The sequence below is a fragment of the Streptomyces zhihengii genome (genome assembly GCF_016919245.1).
Taxonomy (GTDB): domain Bacteria; phylum Actinomycetota; class Actinomycetes; order Streptomycetales; family Streptomycetaceae; genus Streptomyces; species Streptomyces zhihengii.
Genome location: NZ_JAFEJA010000001.1, coordinates 1,445,030 through 1,467,043, shown reverse-complemented (window position 1 = coordinate 1,467,043; position 22,014 = coordinate 1,445,030). Strand labels below are relative to the sequence as shown.

Below are 22,014 nucleotides of genomic sequence, written 5' to 3'. Positions count from 1 at the left end.
ACGGGGGCCGACTCGTGGCGGGGCTTCAGTCGCTCCATCGACCAGGACACACCTCGTGAAGAAGGAGACGCCCGTGAGGAAACGCGGCCTTGCCGTCACCTGCACCTTGCTCCTCGCCTGTCTGGGGATTCCGCTCGGCTCGGCACAGGCGGCTCCCGGAGCCCCCTTCAAACTGCCGTACCCCGCCGGGTCGGCGTACACGATCACGCAGACCCCCGGCAGCGGCTACTCGCACAACGACGACTACAACCGCCACGCCGTCGACTTCGCCATGCCCACCGGCACGCCGATCGTCGCCTCCGCGGCCGGCACCGTGCACTTCGAGGGCTGGTCGACCGGCGGCGGCATCATGGCGCTGATCGACCACGGCGACAACCTGTGCAGTCAGTACGCCCACCTCAGTTCCACCGTCGTCAATGCCGGGGGCCGAGTGGCGCAGGGGCAGCGGATCGGCACATCCGGAGCCACCGGCAACGCGACCGGCCCGCACCTGCACTGGAATCTCGTCCACTGCGACTCCTGGCGCAGCCGCGCCATCCCCAACACGGTGGAGACCGGCACCAGTTACCCCACCGGCTACGCGCCGGTGAGCCAGAACGGCGGACAGACGCTGCGGCCCGACGGCGAGCGGGTGTCCGACTTCAGCGGTGACGGAGCCGCCGACGTCCTGGGCGTGGACGCGTCGGGCAGCCTGCTGTACTACCCGAACAACGGCTTCAAGCTGTCGGCTCCCACCCGGATCGGGCAGGGCTGGGGCGCGTTCAAGCACGTCATGGCCGCCGACTGGAGCGGTGACGGAGCCGCCGACGTCCTGGGCGTGGACGCGTCGGGCAGCCTGCTGTACTACCCGAACAACGGCTTCAAGCTGTCGGCCTCCACCCGGATCGGGCAGGGCTGGGGCGCGTTCGAGCACGTGACGGCCGCGGACTGGAGCGGTGACGGCAAGGCGGACGTCCTGGGCGTCGACGGGTCGGGGAGCCTCTGGTACTACCCGCACAGCGGCAACGGCTTCGGCGGTCCGGTGAAGATCGGCCACGGCTGGGGCGCCTTCCAGCAGGTGTTCGCCTCCGACTTCAGCGGTGACGGCAAGGCGGACGTCCTGGGCGTCGACGGGTCGGGGAGCCTCTGGTACTACCCGCACAGCGGCAACGGCCTGGGCGGTCCGGTGAAGATCGGCCACGGCTGGGGCGCCTTCCAGCAGGTGTTCGCCTCCGACTTCAGCGGTGACGGCAAGGCGGACGTCCTCGGTGTCGACGGGTCGGGGAGCCTCTGGTACTACCCGCACAGCGGCAACGGCCTGGGCAGTCCGGTGAAGATCGGCCACGGCTGGGGGGCCTTCAAGCAGGTGTTCTGACGAGGGGCGGCGCGAGCGGCGGCATCGTGCTCACCGCGCCCCGAGCCGGCCGGACATACCCGTGCGAAACCACCGAACAGTGGTGTGTGAAGCCGGATGCCGAAGATCTTCGCGATGCCGCCACACTGTGGGGCGGCCCGCACGGCGGAGTGCCGGAACAGCAGGTCCGGGCCGACGTGCCTGCTGTTCCGGCCGTGCGCGCGGCGCCCGGGCGGGGCCGATCGGTGGCGGTGCTGTGCGCGGCAAGCCGTTAGGTTGGCACCGGCCATATGCGATCTCGTGGGAGATGAGAGGGTCTGACGGGTGAGCGAGATACCACCGAACACCCTGCAATACCGCGTCGACGGGCCCGAAGATGCCCCGACGCTGGTCCTCGGCCCTTCTCTGGGCACCACATGGCACATGTGGGACCGACAGATCGCGGAACTCGCCGAACGGTGGCGGCTGGTCCGGTTCGACCTGCCCGGCCACGGCGGCGCCCCCGCCCACCCGGCCGGCTCCGTGACCGACCTCGCCGAGCGGGTGCTCGCGACCCTCGACGGTCTCGGTGTGCAGCGCTTCGGCTACGCGGGCTGCTCCATCGGCGGCGCGATCGGGCTCGAACTCGCCCTGCGCAGGCCCCACCGGGTCGCCTCCCTCGCCCTGGTCGCCGCCTCGCCCCGCTTCGGCACCGCCGACGAGTTCCGCCAGCGCGGCGTCGTGGTCCGCACCAACGGCCTCGACCCCATGGCCCGCAGCGCCCCGGAGCGCTGGTTCACCGCCGGCTTCGCCGCCGCGCAGCCCGCGATCGTCGAGTGGGCCGTCCAGATGGTGCGCACCACCGACCCCGGCTGCTACATCGCCGCCTGCGAGGCGCTGGCCGCCTTCGACGTCCGGGCCGAACTCGGCCGCGTCGGCGTGCCCACCCTGGTCCTCGTCGGCTCCGAGGACCAGGTGACCGGCCCCGCCGAGGCCCGCACGCTCGTCGCCGGCATACCCGACGCCCGTCTCGCCCTCGTCCCCGGCGCCTCCCACCTCGCCCCCGTCGAGCAGCCGGCCGCCGTCACCGACCTCCTCGGCCACCACTTCGCCACCTCCTGGCACGACACCCAGACCGCGGTGCCCGTCGTCCAGAGCGCCGCCCCGGCCACCTCCGCGCCCGTGCTGCCCGTCGCCGAGATCGAGTCCGCCGCGCCCGAGCAGCCGCCGCAGGCCCTCACCGGCCGCCCCGACCCGTACGACGCCGGCATCAAGATCCGCCGCGAGGTGCTCGGCGACGCCCACGTGGACGCCGCGACGGACGCCGCCGACGCGTTCACCGGCGACTTCCAGGAACTCGTCACCCGCTACGCCTGGGGCGAGGTCTGGTCCCGGGAAGGGCTCGACCGGCGCGCCCGGAGCTGTGTCACCCTGACCGCCCTGCTGGCCGGCGGCCACCTCGACGACCTCGCCGTCCACACCCGCGCCGCCCTGCGCAACGGGCTGACGCCGGCCGAGATCCGCGAGGTGTTCCTGCACGCCGCGGTCTACTGCGGGGTCCCGGCGGCGAACGCGGCCTTCCGCGTCGCCCAGGCCGTGATCCGGGAGGAGACCACCCCCCGCGCGTAGCAGGATGGAGGGATGAGGATCGTCAAGAAGACCCATTCCTGTGTCCGGCTGGAGAAGGACGGGCGCACGCTCGTCATCGACCCCGGCGGCTTCAGCGAACCGGACGCCGCCGCCGGGGCCGACGCCCTTCTCGTCACCCACGAGCACCCCGACCACTTCGACGAGGGGCGGCTGAGGGCGGCGCTGGAGGCGAATCCGGAGGCGGCGCTGTGGACGCTGCGCAGCGTCGCCGAACGCCTGTCGCCCGCCTTCGTCGGCCGGGTGCACACCGTCGGCGACGGCGACACCTTCGACGCCGCGGGCTTCGCGGTCGAGGTGCACGGCGAGCTGCACGCCGTGATCCACCCGGACATCCCCCGGATCACGAACGTCGGCTATCTCGTGGACGGTTCCGTCTTCCACCCCGGCGACGCGCTCACCGTCCCCGGCCGGCCCGTCGACACCCTGATGCTGCCGGTGCACGCGCCCTGGAACAAGATCTCCGAGGTCATCGACTACGTGCGCGAGGTCGCGCCCCGCCGGGCCATCGACATCCACGACGCCCTGCTCACCGACCTGGCGCGGCCCGTCTACGACCGGCAGATCGGCGAGCTCGGGGGCGCCGAGCACGGCCGCCTCGCCCCGGGGGAGTCCCGGGAGCTCGCGGCCCCCGCCTGACCGGGCCCGGCGCCCCCGCGCGCCGGGGGCGCCCCGGCCGTCGTACGCCGGACTGTCGTACCCCGCCAGTAGGCTTGCGGCATGCGTATCGCCACATGGAACGTCAACTCGATCACCGCCCGGCTGCCGCGGCTGCTGGCCTGGCTGGAGAGCAGCGGCACGGACGTGCTGTGCGTCCAGGAGACCAAGTGCACCGAGGAGCAGTTCCCGGCCGACGCCCTGCGTGAGCTGGGCTACGAGTCCGCCGTCCATGCGACCGGCCGGTGGAACGGCGTGGCGATCCTGTCCAGGGTCGGGCTCGACGACGTGGTCAAGGGCCTGCCCGGCGGGCCCGCGTACGAGGGCGTCCAGGAGCCCAGGTCGATCTCGGCGACCTGCGGCGCCGCCCGCGTCTGGTCCGTGTACGTGCCCAACGGGCGGGAGGTCGCGCACGACCACTACGCCTACAAGCTGCGGTGGCTGGAGGCCCTGTCCGAGGCCGTCGCCGAGGACGCCGCGGGCGACCGGCCGTTCGCGGTGATGGGCGACTACAACATCGCCCCCACCGACGACGACGTCTGGGACACCGCCGCCTTCGAGGGCCTCACCCATGTCACCGCCCCCGAGCGCGCCGCGCTCGCGGCACTGCGCGAACGCGGCCTGAGCGACGTCGTCCCGCGCCCCCTGAAGTACGACCACCCCTTCACGTACTGGGACTACCGCCAGCTCTGCTTCCCCAAGAACCGCGGCATGCGGATCGACCTCGTCTACGGCAACGCGGCGTTCGCCGGTGCGGTCAAGGACGGCTACGTCGACCGCGAGGAGCGCAAGGGCAAGGGCGCGTCCGACCACGCACCGGTCGTTGTCGACCTGGATACGTAGAGTTCACCGGAGCGCGCCCAGTGGTGCACCGGGCGGCCGGGATGCGAGGCTGAACGGTATGAACATCCCTTTCTTGGACAACTGGCTCAGGCGCCACGCCGACGACGGGGAGCACGAGGCGTCCGTCGTGGCGCAGGACCGTGATCCGGAGCGCGCCGAGGCCATCACCGAGCTGCTGTCCGAGTGCGAGCTGCTGCGGGCCCGGGTGGCCCAGGCCGGGCTCGAACTGGACGACTCCCCGGGGTCGTTGTCCGCGCTGGACCAGCTCCCGCCGCGCTGGCGCGACGACCCGGAGGAGCTCCCCTGGCTGGGCAACGACGCGGGCCTCTACCTGGGCACCGTGATCGTGCGCACCGTCCCGGGGGCGGCCTGGCACATCTGGCCGGGCGGCCACCCCGTCGTCCGGCTGGCCTCGGGGCGCGAGATCGGTGTGGTGGAGGCCGGCCTGGACTGGGCGGTCAACGGCGCGCCCGAGCTGTCCCACGTCTACGCGGAGGCCGCCGAGGCGTGAGCGTCCGGTCCCGCGCGGGGCCGGACGCTGGGCGGGATGATTCTCGCCTCATACGCCTTATCCGCCGCTTATGCGTGTCGGTGCGAAGTGCCTTTCCCGGCTGGATAGTTTGCGATCACCGCGACACAGCGACCAGGGGCAGGGCAGTGTATGGCCGTCGATCCGTTGATCGAGCTGCGTGACGTCAACAAGCACTTCGGACAGCTCCATGTCCTCAAGGACATCGATCTCACGGTCGGCCGCGGTGAGGTCGTGGTGGTCATCGGACCGTCCGGTTCCGGCAAGTCGACGCTGTGCCGGGCCGTCAACGGCCTGGAGGACGTCGAGTCCGGCACCATCGTCATCGACGGCGTGCCGCTGCCTCCCGAGGGCCGTGAACTCGCCCGGCTCCGCGCCGACGTCGGCATGGTCTTCCAGTCGTTCAACCTCTTCGCGCACCGGACGGTGCTCGCGAACGTCGCCCTCGGCCCGGTCAAGGTCCGCGGCCGCAAGAAGGAGGACGCCGAGCGCCGGGCCCGCGAACTCCTCGGCCGGGTCGGCCTCGCCGACCAGGCCGACAAGTATCCCGCCCAGCTCTCCGGCGGACAGCAGCAGCGGGTGGCCATCGCCCGCGCCCTCGCCATGGACCCGAAGGCCATGCTCTTCGACGAGCCGACGTCCGCCCTCGACCCTGAGATGATCAACGAGGTGCTGGAAGTGATGCGGGGCCTCGCCGCCGAGGGCATGACGATGATCGTGGTCACCCACGAGATGGGCTTCGCGCGTTCGGCGGCCAACCGCGTGGTGTTCATGGCGGACGGCCGGATCGTCGAGGACCGCGCCCCGGACGACTTCTTCACCCACCCGGAGAGCGAACGGGCCAAGGATTTCCTCTCCAAGATCCTCAAGCACTGAGGGGGACGTCCATGCCGCTCACGAGGTGTCCGTTACCGTACGCCCGCCTGCCGTGCGCGAAGCGGACTACGATGTGCCGTTCATCCCCATGGTGATGGTGCGGCCGCCCCCGGCTTCCCGGACAAGGGGACACAGGGGGCAGCAGCTCATGGGGCATCGCCCTTCCCTGCCCGGAGCAGGGACCGGTGGCAGCCGGTGATCACTCCCCGTGCGGCGGACCCGTCCGACCGACGGTCCGCCCGCCGGCGAGGAGAAGGTCAGCTGCCCACCGGACGGGTTGTGCTCGATGCGGGCCGGCACACGGCGCACCACCGGCCGGCTCGCCGAGGCCGAGCGGGCCCCGCGCCGCCGTTGCGGGCGGCGCGGGGTGCCGCTCTCCTTGGCGCAAGCGGACCCCCGGCGCGCAGCGACCCCTCCGCGTACACGACCCCTCGGCGGACGCCGGACTCCCGGGCGCGCACGGACCCTCGGCGGACGCCGGACTCCCGGGCGCGCACGGACCCTGCGGCGTCAACGGACTCCCGGGCACACGGACACCCGGGCCCGCACCGACCCCGCGGCGCGCAGGGACTCCCGGGCGCCGCGCACACAGGGCGCGCGTCCCCGGTCAGGAGGAGGCGGCGCGGTGCGAGGCCCGCGGTCCCGGCTGCGCCGCCTGCGCCTGCCGGGTCACGTCCGCCACCAGTTCGACCACGTCGGGCCCGTACGCCTGCGAGTTGACGACCTTCAGCAGCAGCACGAACGAGCCGTTCCCGTGCTTGCGCGCCAGCTTCTCGTGGTGGCGGGCCAGATAACGGGTCGCCGCCTGGTTGGTGATGGCGCGCTGGCCGCAGAAGAGGAAGACCGGACGGCTCTCCTGACCGCTCGTCAGCCGCGCCAGCAGCACGTACTCGGTCGTGCCCGGCTCCATCCGGTACCGCTCGGAGCCGATCTGGAACGAGCCCTGGTCGGGCCCCGGTTCGGCGTCCGTGTTCATCGTCACCCCGGGCAGCATCGAGTGCAGATGCGCCGCCATCCGCCGGTTGGACACCGGCCCGCCCACGCAGAACTCCGTGCGTTCGCCGAAGCCCTGCTGGGCTATGTCGTGCCAGATGATCTGCGCGTGCGCGCCGCAGTCCTTGATCAGCGCCGACAGCTCCAGCAGCGCGAACACGTCGAACCGGTGCACCGAACCGTCCCGGCCCGCCTCGCGGTTGACGACCAGCACACACTCCGAGTTCCCCGGCATCCCGAAGAACGCCTGCTTGCGGCGGAGTCTGCGCCGCCACAGATGGGTGCGCGCGAGCCAGCCGATCGCGGCACTGATGCCCGCGGCCACCACGCCGAGCACGATGTTGCGTACGTCGTCAGTCATGGGGGCGCATGGTAGCGGGGCCCCGCCACACCCGCCCGAGGCGGTCCTGACGCCCGGACCGCGGCGACGTTACGCTGCGCGGACCCATCCACACTGGAGGTACGCATGCGCCGTCCCGCCGTACGGAATGTGGCGGTACCGGCCGTTCTCGCGGCCGTTCTCTCGATCGGGGCCGCGGCGCCGCCGACCCACGCGCCCGCCCCGGCGGCCGGGGCGGGGGCTGCGGCGCCGGCGAAGACGCCCGTCGCCGTCGGCCACGGCGGCGCGGTCGCCAGCGTCGACCGGGACGCCTCCGCCGCGGGCATCGAGGTGTTGCGCCGCGGCGGGAACGCGGTGGACGCCGCCGTCGCCACGGCGGCCGCCCTCGGGGTCACCGAGCCGTACTCCGCCGGCATCGGCGGAGGCGGCTACTTCGTCTACTACGACGCCCGGTCCCGCACCGTGCACACCGTCGACGGCCGTGAGACGGCGCCCCGTTCGGCGGACTCCTCGCTCTTCCTGGAGGACGGCAAGCCCATCCCGTTCGCCGAGGCGATGACGTCCGGACGATCGGTCGGCACCCCCGGCACACCGGCGACCTGGGAGACCGTCCTCGACGCCTGGGGCAGCAGGCCCCTCGGACGGCTGCTGGAGCCCGCGGAGCGCCTGGCCGACCGCGGCTTCACCGTCGACGCCACCTTCCGCTCCCAGACCCAGTCCAACCAGGAGCGCTTCGCGGACTTCCCCGCCAGCGCCGAACTCTTCCTGCCCGGCGGGCGGCTGCCCGAGGTCGGCGCCACCTTCCGCAACCCCGATCTGGCCCGCACCTACCGGGAGATCGGCCGCCACGGCGCCGGCGCCCTCTACCGGGGCCCGATCGCCGACGACATCGTCCGCACCGTCCAGGAACCGCCCGTCGGCCCCGGGGCGACCCGGGTGGTCCGCTCCGGCGACCTCACCGGCCGCGACCTGAGGGCGTACGGGACGATCCGCCGCGCGCCCACCAAGGTCTCCTACCGGGGCCTGGACGTCTACGGCATGGCGCCCTCCTCGTCGGGCGGCACCAGTGTCGGCGAGGCGCTCAACATCCTTGAGCGTCACGACCTGTCCCGCGCGGACGAGGCCGGCTACCTCCACCGCTTCATCGAGGCGAGCCGGATCACCTTCGCGGACCGGGGCCGCTGGGTGGGCGACCCCGCCTTCGAGGACGTGCCCGTGCGGGGGCTGCTGTCCCAGCGGTTCGCGGACGCGCGCGGCTGCCTGATCAAGGACGACGCGGTCCTCACCAGCCCCCTCGCCCCCGGCGACCCGCGCCGGCCCACGGCCTGCGGCACCGGCGGACGCGCGGCGCCCACCACGTACGAGGGCGAGAACACCACGCATCTGACGACCGCCGACAAGTGGGGCAACGTCGTCGCCTACACGCTGACCATCGAGTCGACCGGCGGCAGCGGGATCACCGTGCCGGGGCGGGGCTTCCTGCTCAACAACGAGCTGACCGACTTCTCGTTCGCCCCCGCGGACCCGGCCGTCCACGACCCGAACCTGCCCGGTCCCGGCAAGCGCCCGCGGTCCTCCATGGCGCCGACGATCGTCCTGGACCGCCACGACCGCCCCGTGCTGGCGCTCGGTTCGCCCGGCGGCGCGACGATCATCACCACCGTGCTCCAGACCCTCACCGGCCACCTCGACCGCGGCCTGCCGCTCGTCGACGCCATCGCGGCCCCGCGCGCCAGCCAGCGCAACCAGACCACCACCGAGGTGGAACCGGGTCTGTGGGAGGACACGGCGCTGCGCGCACGGCTGGAGGCCATCGGGCACGCCTTCCGTCTGAACCCGGAGATCGGCGCGGCCACCGGCATCCAGCGCCTCCCCGACGGCCGGCTGCTCGCGGCGGCCGAGAAGGTCCGCCGCGGCGGCGGCTCGGCGATGGTGGTGCACCCGGAGCGCTGACGGGCCCGGGCGCCCCGGCCCCCGGCGCGGGCACCGGTGGCGGGGCGTCACCGGCGCCCGCCGCCCGCGGAGTTCACCCGTCCGGCGGGCGGCGCGGAGGGGGCCGGGGCGGTCGGGGGTAGGGAGCCCTGCGACAGAAAGGCTCCCCTGTGCGCAAGCGAAACTCCGTACTGGCCACGGTCGCCGGATGTGCCCTGATCGCGGCGGCCGCGCTGCCCGCCGCCGCGGACACCGCGGCCGCCCCGGCTGACACGGGCCCGGCGACGGCCGCGGCCTTGTCCGGGGCCGCGGTCCCGGCCGACCGCCTGCTGGCCGCGCTCGGCGGCTGCGACCAGATCTCCCAAAGCAGGTACCGCACCGACCGCGGTGCCCCGGCGAACGTCCCCGTCTGCGAGCGGGGCGGGGTCGTGCACTGGAAGGCCGACCTCGACATCGACTGCGACGGGGTGCCCACGACCCACTGCAACAGCCGCACCGACCGGTACTTCCAGCCGACCACGGCCTTCCAGCAGTCCGACGGACGGCATCTCAACGCGGAGGAACTGCCGTTCGTCGTGGTGCCGGGGGCGAGCGGCGTCTGGAACTACCGGGCCTCCGGCATCCGGGGCGGGACCGTCGCGGCCCTGGTGTACGGGGACCGGGTCGTCTACGGGGTCGTCGGCGACACCGGCCCCGCCGACATCATCGGCGAGGCGTCCTACGCGGCGGCGCGGGCGCTCGGCATCGACCCGCACCCGACGACGGGCGGCGCCCCGTCGGGCGTCACGTACATCCTGTTCACCGGGGCCCGCGCGCAGCCGATCGAGAGCCACGCCGCCGCGGTCTCCCTCGGCGAGGCGCACGCGGCCCGTCTCGTCGCCGGGGCCGCCGCGGCGGGAGGCTGACGCCCCGTGCCCGGGTGGCGTGCGGCCGGGGCCCCCGAGGGCCTCAGAGGGCGGTCAGGATGCGCGGGCCGTCCGCGGTGACGGCGACGGTGTGCTCGGCGTGGGCGGCGCGGCTGCCGTCGTTGGTGCGCAGCGTCCAGCCGTCGCGGGCCGTGTGGAAGTCGTCGCCGCCCCCGGCGATGACCATCGGCTCGATGGCGAGGACCATCCCGTGCCGCAGCCGCATGCCCCGGCCCGGGCGGCCCTCGTTGGGCACGCCCGGGTCCTCGTGCATCTGCCGCCCGATGCCGTGGCCGCCGAAGCCGTCGGGGATGCCGTAGCCCGCCGCGCGGCACACGCTGCCGACGGCGTGGGCGATGTCCCCGATCCGGTTGCCGACCACGGCGGCCCCGATCCCGGCGGCGAGGGCCTCCTCCGCCGTCCGGATCAGCCGGGTGTCGGCGGGGCGCGCCCGGCCCACCGTGAACGTGACGGCCGCGTCGCCGGCCCAGCCGTCCAGGAGCGCCCCGCAGTCGACGCTCACCACGTCGCCGTCCCGCAGCCGCCGGTCGCCCGGGATCCCGTGCACGATCTCGTCGTTGACGGACGCGCAGACGACCGCGGGGAAGGGGACGGGCGCCCAGTCGGGGTGGTACCCGAGGAACGGGGATCCGGCGCCCGCCTTGTCGAGCACCTCCCGGGCGGCCGCGTCCAGATCCCGCAGCGACACCCCCACCGCGGCCGTCTCCCGGGCCGCCGCCAGAGCCTGGGCCACGACACGGCCCGCTTCACGCATCGCGTCCATGGACGCGTCAGTCTTGATCTCCACCATGCCAATTACTATACCGGTCGCACCGGTATTCAAATACCGCTCCGTCCGGGATTAGAATAACGGCATGGTGCGCACCCCCCTCACCCCCGAAGAGCACGAACGCGGCGAGCGTCTCGGCCGGCTGCTGCGCGAGGCGCGCGGCGGCCGCAGCATGACGGACGTCGCCGCCGCCGCCGGCCTCTCCGCCGAGACCCTGCGCAAGATCGAGACGGGCCGCGCGCCGACGCCCGCGTTCTTCACCGTCGCCGCCCTCGCGGGCACGCTCGGGCTGTCGATGGACGACCTGATCCAGCGCTGCGCCCTGGTGCCCGCGCTCGGGGCGGGGGAGCGGGCGGCGTAGCCTCTGCGGCATGAGCGCAGAGATCTTCGCCGCGGCCCGGTACATCAGCCTCACCACCTACCGCAGGAACGGCACGGCGGTGGCGACACCGGTCTGGTTCGCCGTGGACGGGGGCGAGTTGTTCGTCTGGACCCGGTCCGACTCCTGGAAGGTCAAGCGCCTGCGCAACGACAGCCGGGTGCGGGTCACCGTGTGCGACGCGCGCGGCAACGTCGCGGAGGGCGCGCCCACCGCGGAGGGCACGGCCCGCCTGATCGGCGCGGACGGGCTGCGCGGGGTGCGCAGGCTGCTGTCCCGCAAGTACACCTGGCAGTTCTGGCTGGTGGACTGGCCCGCCACCGTCGCCCGGCTGGGCAAGCGGCCGCACACCGGCATCGTCGTCACCTTCTGAAAACGGCGCGTAGCCGTGCCGTAACACGCGTGCGGTCGAATGCCTTCCGGTTGTTCCCCCGACTGGCAGGTGGCGACGACGATGCACCGACTTCCGTACGAGGCAGGGGAGTTCGCCCGGTACCTGACGGATCTGTGCGGCCGGACCGACCGCAGGGACGGCTGGTGCGCGATCTTCTGGCAGCGTGATCCCGAGGGCATGCGCGCGTGTCTCGACGGGGTCGAGATCCCGCCCTGGGACGTGGTCGGATCCCTCCTCCACGACCTCGCCGCGGTGACCGGGGCCGTCTACGCGGAGCAGGAGACGGCCCGTGCCCGCGCCCTGCACACCGCCGCGGCGACGGCACACGACCGGCGCCCCGGGGGCCGTGCGGCGCTGCTGGAGCGGCTGGAGCTGATGCGCCGCGAGGAGGTGTACGCGAAGCACCGGGCGGGCGAGCTGCTCCGCCTGCTGTCCGCGGAGCCCGGGCGCGGCCCCGAGGCCGAACGCCTCACCGTCGAACTGGCCTGGACCCGCGACGACCACGCCCGGGCGATGGCCCGCATCGCCGAACTGACAACCCGCCTCTCCCGCCTCGACCCGCCCCATCCCCTGGGACCGCCGAGCGGCGCGGCGGGGGTGGGTGCGGCGGGCGGGTCGCCGCACGCCGGCGGCCACCCGGTGCCGGACCCTGGCGAGGGGTGGCCTGCCGTCGGTGCGTCCGGTCCCGCCGACGCGCCGCGTCGTCCGGGCCGGCCGAGCACCGCCGGTGCGTCGCCGTACGCCGGCGGCGACCCGGCGCCCACCGCAGGTGAACCGCTCCCGCCCCATCCCTTGGGACCGTCGAGCGGCGCGGGTGGCCCGGCGTCCGCCGCGGCTGCGGTGAGCAGTGCCGGTGCCCCGGGGTACGCCGGTGGCCACCCGGTGCCGGACCCTGGCGAGGGGCGGGGTGCCGTCGGTGCGTCCGGCTCGGACGCCGCACCGCATCCCCTCGGACCGTCGAGCGGCGCCGCCACGCCGGCGTCCGCCGTGGGCGCTGCCGCTGGGCCGGGGCCCGGAGGGCCTCCGCACGCCGTCGGCGCCCCGTCGCCGACCACCGACGCACCGCGCCCCGCCGGTGCCCCGCACCCCGCCGTGGTGGCTTCCCCCGCCACGGCGGGGCAAGCCGCCACGGCAGGGGCGCCCGCAGCCCCCGCCAAACCCGCCAAGGCGCGGCGGCGCAGAGGCAGTGCGCGGTTCGCGGGGGTCGAGGAGGACGGTGACGGGGCCGTCGCCGTGCCCGTGCTCCCGGTGGCCGGTGACATCCCCCGGGGCGCCCGCTACGGCGGGGCCTCCCCGGCCCCGGTGACCGTCGCCGAGCCCGCGCCGGACCCCGAGGAGGCCGTCCTGGCGGCCCGCGGGACCGTCGCGGCCCTGGGCCGCCTGCGGGCCGAGGGACGCGGGGGAGAGGCCCACGTCGTGCTCTGCGAGGCCGCGGCGCGCCCCGGCGCGTGGCTGCCCGCGCTCCGCACCGAGCTGGAGCGTGCCGGGCTCGGCGCCGACTGGACCACCCTGCTGTGGGAGGTCGCCTCGCAGCCCGCCGCGCGGGTGGCCGCCGCCGCGGACGCGCTCGCCCTGGCGGGCCGCGGCGACGACGGGCGGCTGCTGCTGCGGCAGGGCGTCGCGCGTCCCGCCGGTGAGATCGCGGACACCGTGATGGCGCTGGAGGACGAGGGCATGGCCCCCCGCGCCGGGGCGCTGCTCGCGGCCTACGTCGAGGTCCGCAGCGCCGAGGACACCGCCCGGGTCGCCGAACGCGACCCCTTCCGCCTCGTCCCGCGCCTACTGGCGGCGGCCCGTGCCGTCTCCCCGTCCCGTGAACGCGACCTGATCCACGCCCTCCGCGTCGCCGGCCACCTCGCCGCCTGACCCGGCGCCGGGACGCTCCCCGTGCCGGGACGCCCCCGCCGCGCTCCCCGCGCCCCCAACCGCGCCCCGGCCGCAGGGGCGTCACCCGTGCCGGGACGCCCCCGCCGCGCTCCGCGCGCCCCGCGGCGCGCGCCCAACCCCGCCCCGCCCGGGGCCCGTCACCCGCGGGGGGGCGCCCCGTGCCGGGGCGCCCCACCCCCTGCCGGCCCCGCCGGCACCCGCATCGTGTGGAAATCGTTTCGACATCGACCGCGCGAGTGCGAAACATGATCGACTCTGCGGGTTGACGGCGATGGTCTTGCCCCCGTGTGTGACGAGGCTTACGTTCTCCTCCTACGTATTGCGTCTACGTGCGTAGAGGCTCTCTGACGTCCCGTCGAAGGAGCAGCTCATGGCCCATGTCGTCCGCGCCGCCCTGGTCCAGGCCACCTGGACCGGCGACACCGAATCCATGATCGCCAAGCATGAGGAGCACGCCCGGGAGGCCGCCCGCCAAGGAGCCGAGGTCATCGGGTTCCAGGAGGTCTTCAACGCCCCGTACTTCTGCCAGGTGCAGGACCCGGAGCACTACCGCTGGGCCGAGCCCGTCCCGGACGGGCCCACCGTCCGCAGGATGCAGGAACTCGCCCGCGAGACCGGCATGGTGATCGTGGTCCCGGTCTTCGAGGTCGAGGGCGCCGGGTTCTACTACAACACCGCCGCCGTGATCGACGCCGACGGCAGCTACCTCGGCAAGTACCGCAAGCACCACATCCCGCAGGTCAAGGGATTCTGGGAGAAGTACTACTTCAGGCCGGGCAACGCCGGCTGGCCGGTCTTCGAGACGGCCGTCGGCCGGGTCGGCGTCTACATCTGCTACGACCGGCACTTCCCCGAGGGCTGGCGCCAGCTCGGCCTCGGCGGGGCGCAGCTCGTCTACAACCCGTCCGCCACCCACCGCGGTCTCTCCTCCTACCTGTGGCAGCTCGAACAGCCGGCGGCGGCCGTCGCCAACGAGTACTACGTGGCGGCGATCAACCGCGTCGGCATCGAGGAGTACGGCGACAACGACTTCTACGGCACCAGCTACTTCGTCGACCCGCGCGGCCAGTTCGTCGGCGACGTCGCCAGCGACAAGGAGGAGGAACTGCTCGTCCGCGACCTCGACTTCGACCTGATCGAGACCGTGCGCCAGCAGTGGGCCTTCTACCGCGACCGCCGTCCCGACGCCTACGAAGGGCTCGTCCAGCCGTGAACGACCTCCACGCCCGGCACCGGGCCGTCCTGCCCGAGTGGCTGGCGCTCTACTACGGCCGTCCGATCGAGATCACCCACGGCGAGGGCCGCCACGTCTGGGACGCCGACGGCAACCGCTACCTGGACTTCTTCGGCGGCATCCTCACCACCATGACCGCCCACGCCCTGCCCGAGGTGACCAAGGCGGTCGCCGAACAGGCCGGACGGATCATCCACTCCTCGACCCTCTACCTGAACCGCCCCATGGTGGAGCTCGCCGAACGGATCGCCACCCTCTCCGGCATCCCCGACGCCCGCGTCTTCTTCACCACCTCCGGCACCGAGGCCAACGACACGGCCCTGCTGCTCGCCACCGCGTACCGCCGCTCGCAGCAGATCCTGGCGATGCGCAACAGCTACCACGGGCGCTCCTTCTCCACCGTCTCCGTCACCGGCAACCGGGCGTGGTCGCCGACCGGCCTGTCCCCGCTCCAGACGCTGTACGTGCACGGCGCCGTGCGCACCCGGGGCCCGTTCGCCGGCCTGAGCGACGCCGCCTTCACCGAGGCGTGCGTGGCGGACCTGGAGGACCTGCTCGGCCACACCCGGGACGTCGCCGCGCTGATCGCCGAACCGGTGCAGGGCGTCGGCGGGTTCACCGCACCGCCGGACGGGCTCTACGCGGCCTTCCGGGAGGTCCTGGACCGCCACGGCATCCTGTGGATCTCCGACGAGGTGCAGACCGGCTGGGGCCGCACAGGCGACCACTTCTGGGGCTGGCAGGCGCACGCCGAGAACGGCCCGCCGGACATGCTCACCTTCGCCAAGGGCATCGGCAACGGCATGTCGGTCGGCGGGGTCGTCGCCCGCGCCGAGGTGATGAACTGCCTGGACGCCAACTCCATCTCCACCTTCGGCGGTTCGCCCGTCACCATGGCCGCAGGACTCGCCAACCTCGGGTACCTGCTGGAGCACGACCTCCAGGGCAACGCCCGCCGGGTCGGCGGTCTGCTCATCGAGCGGCTGCGCGCCATCGGCGCGGCCGTCCCCGCCGTGCGCGAGGTGCGCGGGCGCGGTCTGATGATCGGCGTCGAGCTCGTGAAGCCCGGCACCGACGAGGCCGACCCCAAGGCGGCCGCCAAGGTCCTGGAAGCCGCCCGCGAGAGCGGCCTGCTGATCGGCAAGGGCGGCGGCCACGACACCAGCGTGCTGCGCGTCGCCCCGCCGCTGTCCCTGACCGTCGCCGAGGCGGAGGAGGGCGCGTCCCTCCTGGAACACGCCCTGCGCTCCATCTAGGGGGAGACCATGAGCACCCGCACCCTGATCCGCGGCGGCCTCGTCGTCACGGCCGCCGACGAGGTCCACGCCGACGTCCTCGTCGACGACGGCCGGATCGCCGCGCTCGCCGCCCACGGCACCACCGTCGCCGAGGGGTGGACGGCCGACCGCGTCATCGACGCCACCGGCAAGTACGTCCTCCCGGGCGGCGTCGACGCCCACACCCACATGGAGCTGCCGTTCGGCGGCACCTTCGCCTCCGACACCTTCGAGACCGGCACCAGGGCGGCCGCCTGGGGAGGCACCACCACCATCGTCGACTTCGCCGTGCAGACCCGGGGACGCGCGCTGCGCGAGGGCCTGGACGCCTGGTACGCGAAGGCCGACGGCAAGTGCGCGATCGACTACGCGTTCCACATGATCCTCTCCGACGTCAACGAGTCCTCCCTGAAGGAGATGGACCTGCTGGTGGAGGAGGGCGTCACCTCCTTCAAGCTGTTCATGGCCTACCCCGGCGTCTTCTACAGCGACGACGGGCAGATCCTGCGCGCCATGCAGCGGTCCGCCTCCAACGGCGGACTGATCATGATGCACGCGGAGAACGGCATCGCCATCGACGTCCTCGTCGAACAGGCCCTGGCCCGCGGCGAGACCGACCCCCGGTACCACGGCGAGGTCCGCAAGGTGCTGCTGGAGGCGGAGGCCACCCACCGCGCGATCCAGCTCGCCCGGGTCGCCGGCGCGCCGCTCTACGTGGTGCACGTCTCCGCCGAGGAGGCCGTCGCCGAACTGGCCGCGGCCCGCGACAAGGGCCTGCCCGTCTTCGGCGAGACCTGCCCCCAGTACCTGTTCCTGTCGACCGACAACCTGGCCGAGCCGGACTTCGAAGGGGCCAAGTACGTCTGCTCCACCCCGCTGCGGCCCCGGGAGCACCAGGCGGCGCTCTGGCGCGGCCTGCGCACCGACGACCTCCAGGTGGTCTCCACCGACCACTGCCCGTTCTGCTTCACCGGGCAGAAGGACCTCGGCCGCGGCGACTTCTCCAAGATCCCCAACGGCCTGCCGGGCGTGGAGAACCGGATGGACCTCCTCCACCAGGCGGTCGTCGACGGACACATCTCCCGGCGCCGCTGGATCGACATCGCCTGCGCCGCGCCGGCCCGGATGTTCGGCCTGTACCCGAAGAAGGGCACCATCGCGCCCGGCGCCGACGCCGACGTGGTCGTCTACGACCCGCACGCCGTCCAGACCATCTCCGCCGACACCCACCACATGAACGTGGACTACTCGGCGTACGAGGGCCGCACCGTCACCGGGCAGGTCGAGACCGTGCTCTCGCGCGGCGAGGTCGTCGTCGACCGGCGCACCTGGACGGGCCGCGCCGGGCACGGCCTCTACACCCCCCGCTCCACCTGTCAGTACCTGAACTAGGAGGCATCCGCGTGGACTTCGGACTCGTCCTGCAGACCGACCCGCCCGCGTCCGAGGTCGTCGGACTGATGCGGCGCGCCGAGCGCAACGGCTTCCGCTACGGCTGGACCTTCGACTCCGCCGTGCTGTGGCAGGAACCGTTCGTCATCTACAGCCGCATCCTGGAGCACACCGAGAAGCTGACGGTCGGCCCCATGGTCACCAATCCCGGCACCCGCACCTGGGAGGTGACCGCCTCCACCTTCGCCACCCTCAACTCGATGTACGGCAACCGGACGGTGTGCGGCATCGGGCGCGGCGACTCGGCCATGCGGGTCGCCGGCCGCAAGCCCAACACCCTCGCCCGGCTCGGCGAGGCCATCGGCGTCATCCGGGACCTCGCCGAGGGGCGCGAGGCCGAGGTGGACGGCCAGGCGCTGCGGCTGCCGTGGGTGCGCGACGGGAAGCTGCCGGTGTGGATGGCGGCGTACGGGCCGAAGGCGCTCGCGCTCGCCGGGCAGAAGGCGGACGGCTTCATCCTCCAGCTCGCCGACCCCTATCTGACGGAGTGGATGGTCAAGGCCGTGCGGACCGCGGCGTCCGACGCCGGCCGCGACCCGGCGTCCGTCACGATCTGCGTCGCCGCCCCCGCGTACGTCGGCGACGACCTCGCGCACGCCCGGGACCAGTGCCGCTGGTTCGGCGGGATGGTCGGCAACCATGTCGCCGACCTCGTCTCCCGCTACGGGGAGCACTCGGAGATGGTCCCCGAGGCGCTCACCGCGTACATCAAGGAACGGCACGGCTACGACTACAGCCACCACGGGCGCGCGGGGAACCCGTCGACGGACTTCGTCCCCGACGAGATCGTCGACCGCTTCTGCCTCCTCGGCCCGGCCGAGGCGCACATCGAGAAGCTCCGGGCCCTGCGCGAGCTGGGCGTCGACCAGTTCGCCGTCTACGACATGCACGACGCGAAGGAAGCGACGATCGACGCCTACGGCGCGCAGATCATCCCCGCCCTCACCAGATGACACTCCGCCGAAGGGACCCCGTATGACGACGACCGTCCCGCCCGTGCCCCCCGAAGGACCGATACCCGACCCGGCGGGACGCGTCGAACTCCCGCCGGGCACCCGCCCGCCGGACAGCCGCTTCGTCAACGACGACCTGCTGCCCGTCCCCGTCGCCGAACGCCGCTGGACCACGTACAACTTCGCCGCGCTCTGGGTGGGCATGGCGCACAACATCCCCTCCTGGCTGCTGGCGTCCGGGCTCGTCGCCCTCGGCATGGACTGGAAACAGGCCGTGTTCACCATCGCGCTGGCCAACGTCATCGTGCTGGCGCCGATGCTGCTGACCGGCCACGCGGGCCCCCGCTACGGCATCCCGTTCCCCGTCCTCGCGCGGGCCTCCTTCGGTCTGCGCGGCGCCAACCTGCCCGCGATGATCCGGGCCGGGGTGGCCTGCGCCTGGTTCGGCATCCAGACCTGGATCGGCGGCCAGGGCATCTTCGTGCTGCTCGGCAAGATCTTCGGCGGCTGGGCCGATGCCTCCGAGATCGGCGGCCAGCCCTGGACGCTCTGGCTCTGCTTCGTCCTGTTCTGGGTGCTCGAACTCGCCATCATCTACCGGGGGATGGAGGCGCTGCGCCGCTTCGAGAACTGGGCCGCCCCGTTCGTCATCGTCGGCGCGCTGGTGCTGCTCGTCTGGATCGCCGTCAAGGCGGGCGGCTTCGGCCCGCTGCTCGACCAGCCCTCCGAGCTGGGCTGGGGCGCCGACTTCTGGCCCGTCTTCTTCCCCTCCCTGATGGGCATGATCGCCTTCTGGTCCACCCTGTCGCTCAACATCCCGGACTTCACCCGCTTCGGCGCGGGCCAGCGGGCACAGGTCTGGGGCCAGACGCTGGGGCTGCCGACGACGATGACCCTCTTCGCGCTGCTCTCGGTCTTCGTCACCTCCGGCTCCCAGGCGGTGTACGGGGCGGCGGTCTGGGACCCGGTCGAACTCGCCGCCAAGACCGACAACGTCTTCGGCCTGCTCTTCGCCCTGGTGACGGTGCTCGTCGCCACGATCTCGGTGAACATCGCGGCGAACGTCGTCTCGCCCGCCTACGACCTGGCCAACCTGGCGCCGAAGCTGATCACCTTCCGCACCGGCGCGCTGATCACCGGCGTGGTCGGCGTCGTCATCATGCCGTGGAAGCTCACCGAGACACCCGAGCTGTACATCTTCACCTGGCTCGGCGTCGTCGGCGGGCTCCTCGGGACGGTCGCGGGCATCCTCATCGCCGACTACTGGCTCGTCCGCCGCACCGTCCTCGACCTGCCCGGGCTCTACACCCCCGGCGGGCCCTACTGGTACACCGCCGGCTGGAACCTCCGTGCCGTCGCCGCCTTCGCCGTCGGAGGGGTCCTCGCCGTCGGCGGCTCCCACTCGGCACCGGGCAAGGGCCCCTTCCCCGAGGACGGCCTCATCCCCTTCCTGCGCCCGCTCGCCGACTACGGCTGGGCGGTGGGCCTCGCGGCCTCGCTGCTCCTCTACCTGGCCCTGATGCCGCGGCGCGCGCGTCCCGCGCCCGCCGCGTGAGCGGGTGAGCACCGGGAGGCCCCGCCCCACGGCCGGGGCCTCCCGCCACCGCCGGTGCGGTCATCCGGGGAAGGCGTGCAGGCACTCCCATGTCCTCGGACCGATGATGCCGTCGACACCCGCGCCGCACCGGCTCTGGGCGTCCTCCGTCGCGATCTCGGTGATACGGCCGAAGATCCCGTCGATCTCGACGTTGACGTAGCCCGCACCGTGCCGCAGCAGGCACTGCGCGTGACGCACGGCGGTGCCGGTGTCGCCGCGCCGGATCTCCGGGTGACTCCTGAGCTCGCCGCAGGCGGCCGCCGCCGCGGCGCGCTCCGGGGCGGCGGCCGCCGCGCCCGCCGGAGCCGCCGCCCCGGCGGAGAGCAGCAGGACGGCCAAGGCCGCCAGTGCGGTGTGCGTGATGCGCATGGAGGTGTCCTCTCGGTGGTGGGTTCCGGGTGTCACCGGCGGCCCGGCGCGCTGTGCCGCCGACCGTGCGAAAGCCGCCGACCGGGGTGTGCCGCACGGCGGCCGACCCGCCGCGTGTCATCGTCGCCCGGGGCCGCCACGCCCGTCGACGCTGTTGCCGCTCACGGCAAAGGCCCAGCCCGGCCGCGGTGCGAGCCGGGCCGGCCCGGCCCCGGGGGCACCCGGAGGGTCCCCCGGGCCCCGGCGCCGACCGTCGACTTTGCGCCGTATCGGGGCGGACCGGTGGCGCGTGTGCCACGGGCGCGGCCGGGCGGGGCGGGGCCGGTGGAAGACTGACCGCATGCCCACCGCCACCCGGTCCGCTTCCGTCCGGCAGCGCATCATCGAGGCCGTGCTGCGCATCATCGGCCGGGACGGCGTCGCGGCGCTCACCAACCGGCTGATCGCCCAGGAGGCCGGTGTCGCCCTCGGATCCGTGACGTACCACTTCGCCTCCCGGCACGAACTGCTCCGCGAGGCGCTGCTGCACTTCACCCGGGACGAGAGCCGGCGCTTCACCGAACTGTCCGAGGCGTACACCGGCACCGGAGCCGACGTGCTGACCGGCGCCGCGCCGGCCGGCCCGGCCGACGGCGACGCTCCCGCCTGCGGGGACATCGCCACCTTCGCGCTGTACGTCGAGGCCGGGCGCGACGACCGGCTGCGGCCGGCGGCCGCCGAGGCGTTCGCCGCGTACGACCGGCTCGCGGCACGGATACTCGCCGGCCTCGGCGTCCCCGACCCCGCACGCCACGCGACCGCCGCCGTCGCCCTGGTCATGGGCCTGCACCTGCGCCGCCTCGCCACCGGCAGCCCCGAGGAGGACCTGGTCGACGCCCTGCTCCTGCTCGCCCGCGGCGCGAGCGCACCGCCGCCGGGTCGCGTTGCCGCCCCACGGGCCCGGACCTAGCCTGAACGGGTGCAGAGCGCTCGCCGGCGCCTCGTGCCCGGTCTGGCCCTGGGGCTGCTGATCGGCCTGCTGCCCCTCGGCGCCGCCGCGGGGGAGCGGCCCCGTCTCGCGGCCACCGTCGGCGAGGTGCCGTCCGCCCTCCTCGGCGCCAGCCACCGTGCCGGCTGCCCCGTCCCGCCCGGGCGGCTGCGGCTGATCACCATGAACCACTGGGGGTTCGACGGGCGCGTCCACCGGGGCGAGCTGGTCGTCCACGAGGACGCCGTCCGCCCGGTGCTCGCCGTCTTCGGGGCCGCCTTCGACGACCGCTTCCCGATCCGCCGGATGCGGGCGATGTCCCACTACGACGGCGACGACCGCCGGGCCATGGCCGACGACAACACGTCCGCCTTCAACTGCCGCAGGGTCACCGGCGACGAGGACCACCTCTCGCGCCACTCGTACGGCGACGCCGTCGACATCAACCCGCTGGAGAACCCCTACGTCGACCGCTCCGGCACGGTCCACCCGCCCGGCTCCCGCGCCGCGCTCGACCGTGAGCCGCCGGCCGAGGGGATGCTCGTGGCGGGGGACGCCGTCACGAGGGCGATCGAGGCGGCCGGCTGGGAATGGGGCGGCGCCTGGTCGCCCCCCGACTACCAGCACTTCTCGTCGGACGGCACCTGAGCCGCGCGGCCCGCGCCGGCGGCTCCCGTCCAT

At 73.8% G+C, this 22,014-nt stretch carries 21 protein-coding genes; 18 read left to right on the top strand and 3 right to left on the bottom strand.

Annotated features, from left to right (window positions below; genetic code table 11):
- Positions 1-73: 73 nt before the first annotated feature.
- From JE024_RS06180 to JE024_RS06155, 6 genes are all read left to right on the top strand, one after another.
- Complete coding sequence (locus JE024_RS06180; RefSeq protein WP_244882615.1) at positions 74-1,354, top strand: FG-GAP-like repeat-containing protein; 1,281 nt, start codon at positions 74-76, stop codon at positions 1,352-1,354.
- A gap of 303 nt (positions 1,355-1,657) precedes the next feature.
- Positions 1,658-2,941 (top strand): bifunctional 3-oxoadipate enol-lactonase/4-carboxymuconolactone decarboxylase PcaDC, encoded by a 1,284-nt coding sequence (gene pcaDC, locus JE024_RS06175; RefSeq protein ID WP_205372622.1) that lies wholly within the window; start codon positions 1,658-1,660, stop codon positions 2,939-2,941.
- A gap of 12 nt (positions 2,942-2,953) precedes the next feature.
- A complete protein-coding gene (locus JE024_RS06170; RefSeq protein WP_205372621.1) occupies positions 2,954-3,598 on the top strand; it encodes an MBL fold metallo-hydrolase in 645 nt (214 codons plus the stop codon).
- Between the two features lie 81 nt (positions 3,599-3,679).
- Complete coding sequence (locus tag JE024_RS06165) at positions 3,680-4,459, top strand: exodeoxyribonuclease III (RefSeq protein ID WP_205372620.1); 780 nt, start codon at positions 3,680-3,682, stop codon at positions 4,457-4,459.
- A gap of 58 nt (positions 4,460-4,517) precedes the next feature.
- Positions 4,518-4,970: a DUF6278 family protein gene (locus JE024_RS06160; protein WP_205372619.1), complete on the top strand. Its 453-nt coding sequence runs from the start codon at positions 4,518-4,520 to the stop codon at positions 4,968-4,970.
- A gap of 150 nt (positions 4,971-5,120) precedes the next feature.
- Positions 5,121-5,864: an amino acid ABC transporter ATP-binding protein gene (locus tag JE024_RS06155; protein ID WP_205372618.1), complete on the top strand. Its 744-nt coding sequence runs from the start codon at positions 5,121-5,123 to the stop codon at positions 5,862-5,864.
- Positions 5,865-6,471: 607 nt separating this feature from the next.
- Here JE024_RS06155 and JE024_RS06150 read toward each other — a convergent pair.
- Complete coding sequence (locus tag JE024_RS06150) at positions 6,472-7,218, bottom strand: hypothetical protein (protein ID WP_205372617.1); 747 nt, start codon at positions 7,216-7,218, stop codon at positions 6,472-6,474.
- Positions 7,219-7,323: 105 nt separating this feature from the next.
- Here JE024_RS06150 and ggt point away from each other — a divergent pair, with 105 nt between their 5' ends.
- The gene (gene ggt, locus JE024_RS06145) at positions 7,324-9,150 is read left to right on the top strand and encodes a gamma-glutamyltransferase (protein WP_205372616.1); all 1,827 of its coding nucleotides are present in this window, start codon (positions 7,324-7,326) and stop codon (positions 9,148-9,150) included.
- Positions 9,151-9,299: 149 nt separating this feature from the next.
- A complete protein-coding gene (locus JE024_RS06140) occupies positions 9,300-10,034 on the top strand; it encodes a glycoside hydrolase family 75 protein (RefSeq protein WP_205372615.1) in 735 nt (244 codons plus the stop codon).
- 43 nt (positions 10,035-10,077) lie between these two features.
- Here JE024_RS06140 and map read toward each other — a convergent pair whose 3' ends face one another.
- Positions 10,078-10,845: a type I methionyl aminopeptidase gene (gene map, locus JE024_RS06135; protein ID WP_205372614.1), complete on the bottom strand. Its 768-nt coding sequence runs from the start codon at positions 10,843-10,845 to the stop codon at positions 10,078-10,080.
- Positions 10,846-10,909: 64 nt separating this feature from the next.
- Between map and JE024_RS06130 the strand changes: the two genes are divergently transcribed.
- The 8 genes from JE024_RS06130 to JE024_RS06095 all read left to right on the top strand — a co-directional run bounded on the left by JE024_RS06130 (position 10,910) and on the right by JE024_RS06095 (position 19,955).
- On the top strand, positions 10,910-11,185 hold the full coding sequence (locus JE024_RS06130) for a helix-turn-helix domain-containing protein (RefSeq protein WP_205372613.1): 276 nt from the start codon (positions 10,910-10,912) through the stop codon (positions 11,183-11,185).
- 10 nt (positions 11,186-11,195) lie between these two features.
- Positions 11,196-11,576, top strand: a complete 381-nt coding sequence (locus JE024_RS06125; RefSeq protein WP_205372612.1) for a PPOX class F420-dependent oxidoreductase — start codon at positions 11,196-11,198, stop codon at positions 11,574-11,576.
- 81 nt (positions 11,577-11,657) lie between these two features.
- Positions 11,658-13,463 (top strand): hypothetical protein, encoded by a 1,806-nt coding sequence (locus tag JE024_RS06120; protein WP_205372611.1) that lies wholly within the window; start codon positions 11,658-11,660, stop codon positions 13,461-13,463.
- A gap of 391 nt (positions 13,464-13,854) precedes the next feature.
- Positions 13,855-14,697 (top strand): nitrilase-related carbon-nitrogen hydrolase, encoded by an 843-nt coding sequence (locus tag JE024_RS06115; protein WP_205372610.1) that lies wholly within the window; start codon positions 13,855-13,857, stop codon positions 14,695-14,697.
- The gene (locus tag JE024_RS06110) at positions 14,694-15,974 is read left to right on the top strand and encodes an aspartate aminotransferase family protein (RefSeq protein WP_205372609.1); all 1,281 of its coding nucleotides are present in this window, start codon (positions 14,694-14,696) and stop codon (positions 15,972-15,974) included. The genes JE024_RS06115 and JE024_RS06110 overlap by 4 nt, the downstream gene beginning before the upstream one ends.
- A 9-nt stretch (positions 15,975-15,983) precedes the next feature.
- A complete protein-coding gene (gene hydA, locus JE024_RS06105; protein ID WP_205372608.1) occupies positions 15,984-17,387 on the top strand; it encodes a dihydropyrimidinase in 1,404 nt (467 codons plus the stop codon).
- Positions 17,388-17,398: 11 nt separating this feature from the next.
- Positions 17,399-18,400, top strand: coding sequence for a TIGR03842 family LLM class F420-dependent oxidoreductase (locus JE024_RS06100; protein ID WP_205372607.1), 1,002 nt, complete (start codon positions 17,399-17,401; stop codon positions 18,398-18,400).
- Positions 18,401-18,422: 22 nt separating this feature from the next.
- On the top strand, positions 18,423-19,955 hold the full coding sequence (locus JE024_RS06095) for an NCS1 family nucleobase:cation symporter-1 (protein ID WP_205372606.1): 1,533 nt from the start codon (positions 18,423-18,425) through the stop codon (positions 19,953-19,955).
- A gap of 60 nt (positions 19,956-20,015) precedes the next feature.
- Here the strand turns inward: JE024_RS06095 and JE024_RS06090 are convergent, their stop codons facing one another.
- Positions 20,016-20,366 (bottom strand): peptidoglycan-binding domain-containing protein, encoded by a 351-nt coding sequence (locus JE024_RS06090; RefSeq protein ID WP_205372605.1) that lies wholly within the window; start codon positions 20,364-20,366, stop codon positions 20,016-20,018.
- Between the two features lie 340 nt (positions 20,367-20,706).
- On the opposite strand from JE024_RS06090, the gene JE024_RS06085 reads away from it, so the two are divergent.
- Positions 20,707-21,315, top strand: a complete 609-nt coding sequence (locus JE024_RS06085; RefSeq protein ID WP_205372604.1) for a TetR/AcrR family transcriptional regulator — start codon at positions 20,707-20,709, stop codon at positions 21,313-21,315.
- A 9-nt stretch (positions 21,316-21,324) separates the two neighbouring features.
- Positions 21,325-21,981, top strand: coding sequence for a M15 family metallopeptidase (locus tag JE024_RS06080; protein ID WP_244882614.1), 657 nt, complete (start codon positions 21,325-21,327; stop codon positions 21,979-21,981).
- Positions 21,982-22,014: the final 33 nt, after the last annotated feature.

What these genes read in the sequence shown, in the direction of transcription:
- JE024_RS06090 (WP_205372605.1), bottom strand. Translation starts at nt 20,366, where the DNA reads ATGCGCATCACGCACACCGCACTGGCGGCCTTGGCCGTCCTGCTGCTC.
- JE024_RS06165 (WP_205372620.1), top strand. Translation starts at nt 3,680, where the DNA reads ATGCGTATCGCCACATGGAACGTCAACTCGATCACCGCCCGGCTGCCG.
- JE024_RS06130 (WP_205372613.1), top strand. Translation starts at nt 10,910, where the DNA reads ATGGTGCGCACCCCCCTCACCCCCGAAGAGCACGAACGCGGCGAGCGT.
- JE024_RS06125 (WP_205372612.1), top strand. Translation starts at nt 11,196, where the DNA reads ATGAGCGCAGAGATCTTCGCCGCGGCCCGGTACATCAGCCTCACCACC.
- hydA (WP_205372608.1), top strand. Translation starts at nt 15,984, where the DNA reads ATGAGCACCCGCACCCTGATCCGCGGCGGCCTCGTCGTCACGGCCGCC.
- JE024_RS06160 (WP_205372619.1), top strand. Translation starts at nt 4,518, where the DNA reads ATGAACATCCCTTTCTTGGACAACTGGCTCAGGCGCCACGCCGACGAC.
- JE024_RS06115 (WP_205372610.1), top strand. Translation starts at nt 13,855, where the DNA reads ATGGCCCATGTCGTCCGCGCCGCCCTGGTCCAGGCCACCTGGACCGGC.
- JE024_RS06150 (WP_205372617.1), bottom strand. Translation starts at nt 7,218, where the DNA reads ATGACTGACGACGTACGCAACATCGTGCTCGGCGTGGTGGCCGCGGGC.
- JE024_RS06120 (WP_205372611.1), top strand. Translation starts at nt 11,658, where the DNA reads ATGCACCGACTTCCGTACGAGGCAGGGGAGTTCGCCCGGTACCTGACG.
- JE024_RS06155 (WP_205372618.1), top strand. Translation starts at nt 5,121, where the DNA reads ATGGCCGTCGATCCGTTGATCGAGCTGCGTGACGTCAACAAGCACTTC.
- JE024_RS06085 (WP_205372604.1), top strand. Translation starts at nt 20,707, where the DNA reads ATGCCCACCGCCACCCGGTCCGCTTCCGTCCGGCAGCGCATCATCGAG.
- map (WP_205372614.1), bottom strand. Translation starts at nt 10,845, where the DNA reads ATGGTGGAGATCAAGACTGACGCGTCCATGGACGCGATGCGTGAAGCG.
- JE024_RS06095 (WP_205372606.1), top strand. Translation starts at nt 18,423, where the DNA reads ATGACGACGACCGTCCCGCCCGTGCCCCCCGAAGGACCGATACCCGAC.
- JE024_RS06170 (WP_205372621.1), top strand. Translation starts at nt 2,954, where the DNA reads ATGAGGATCGTCAAGAAGACCCATTCCTGTGTCCGGCTGGAGAAGGAC.
- ggt (WP_205372616.1), top strand. Translation starts at nt 7,324, where the DNA reads ATGCGCCGTCCCGCCGTACGGAATGTGGCGGTACCGGCCGTTCTCGCG.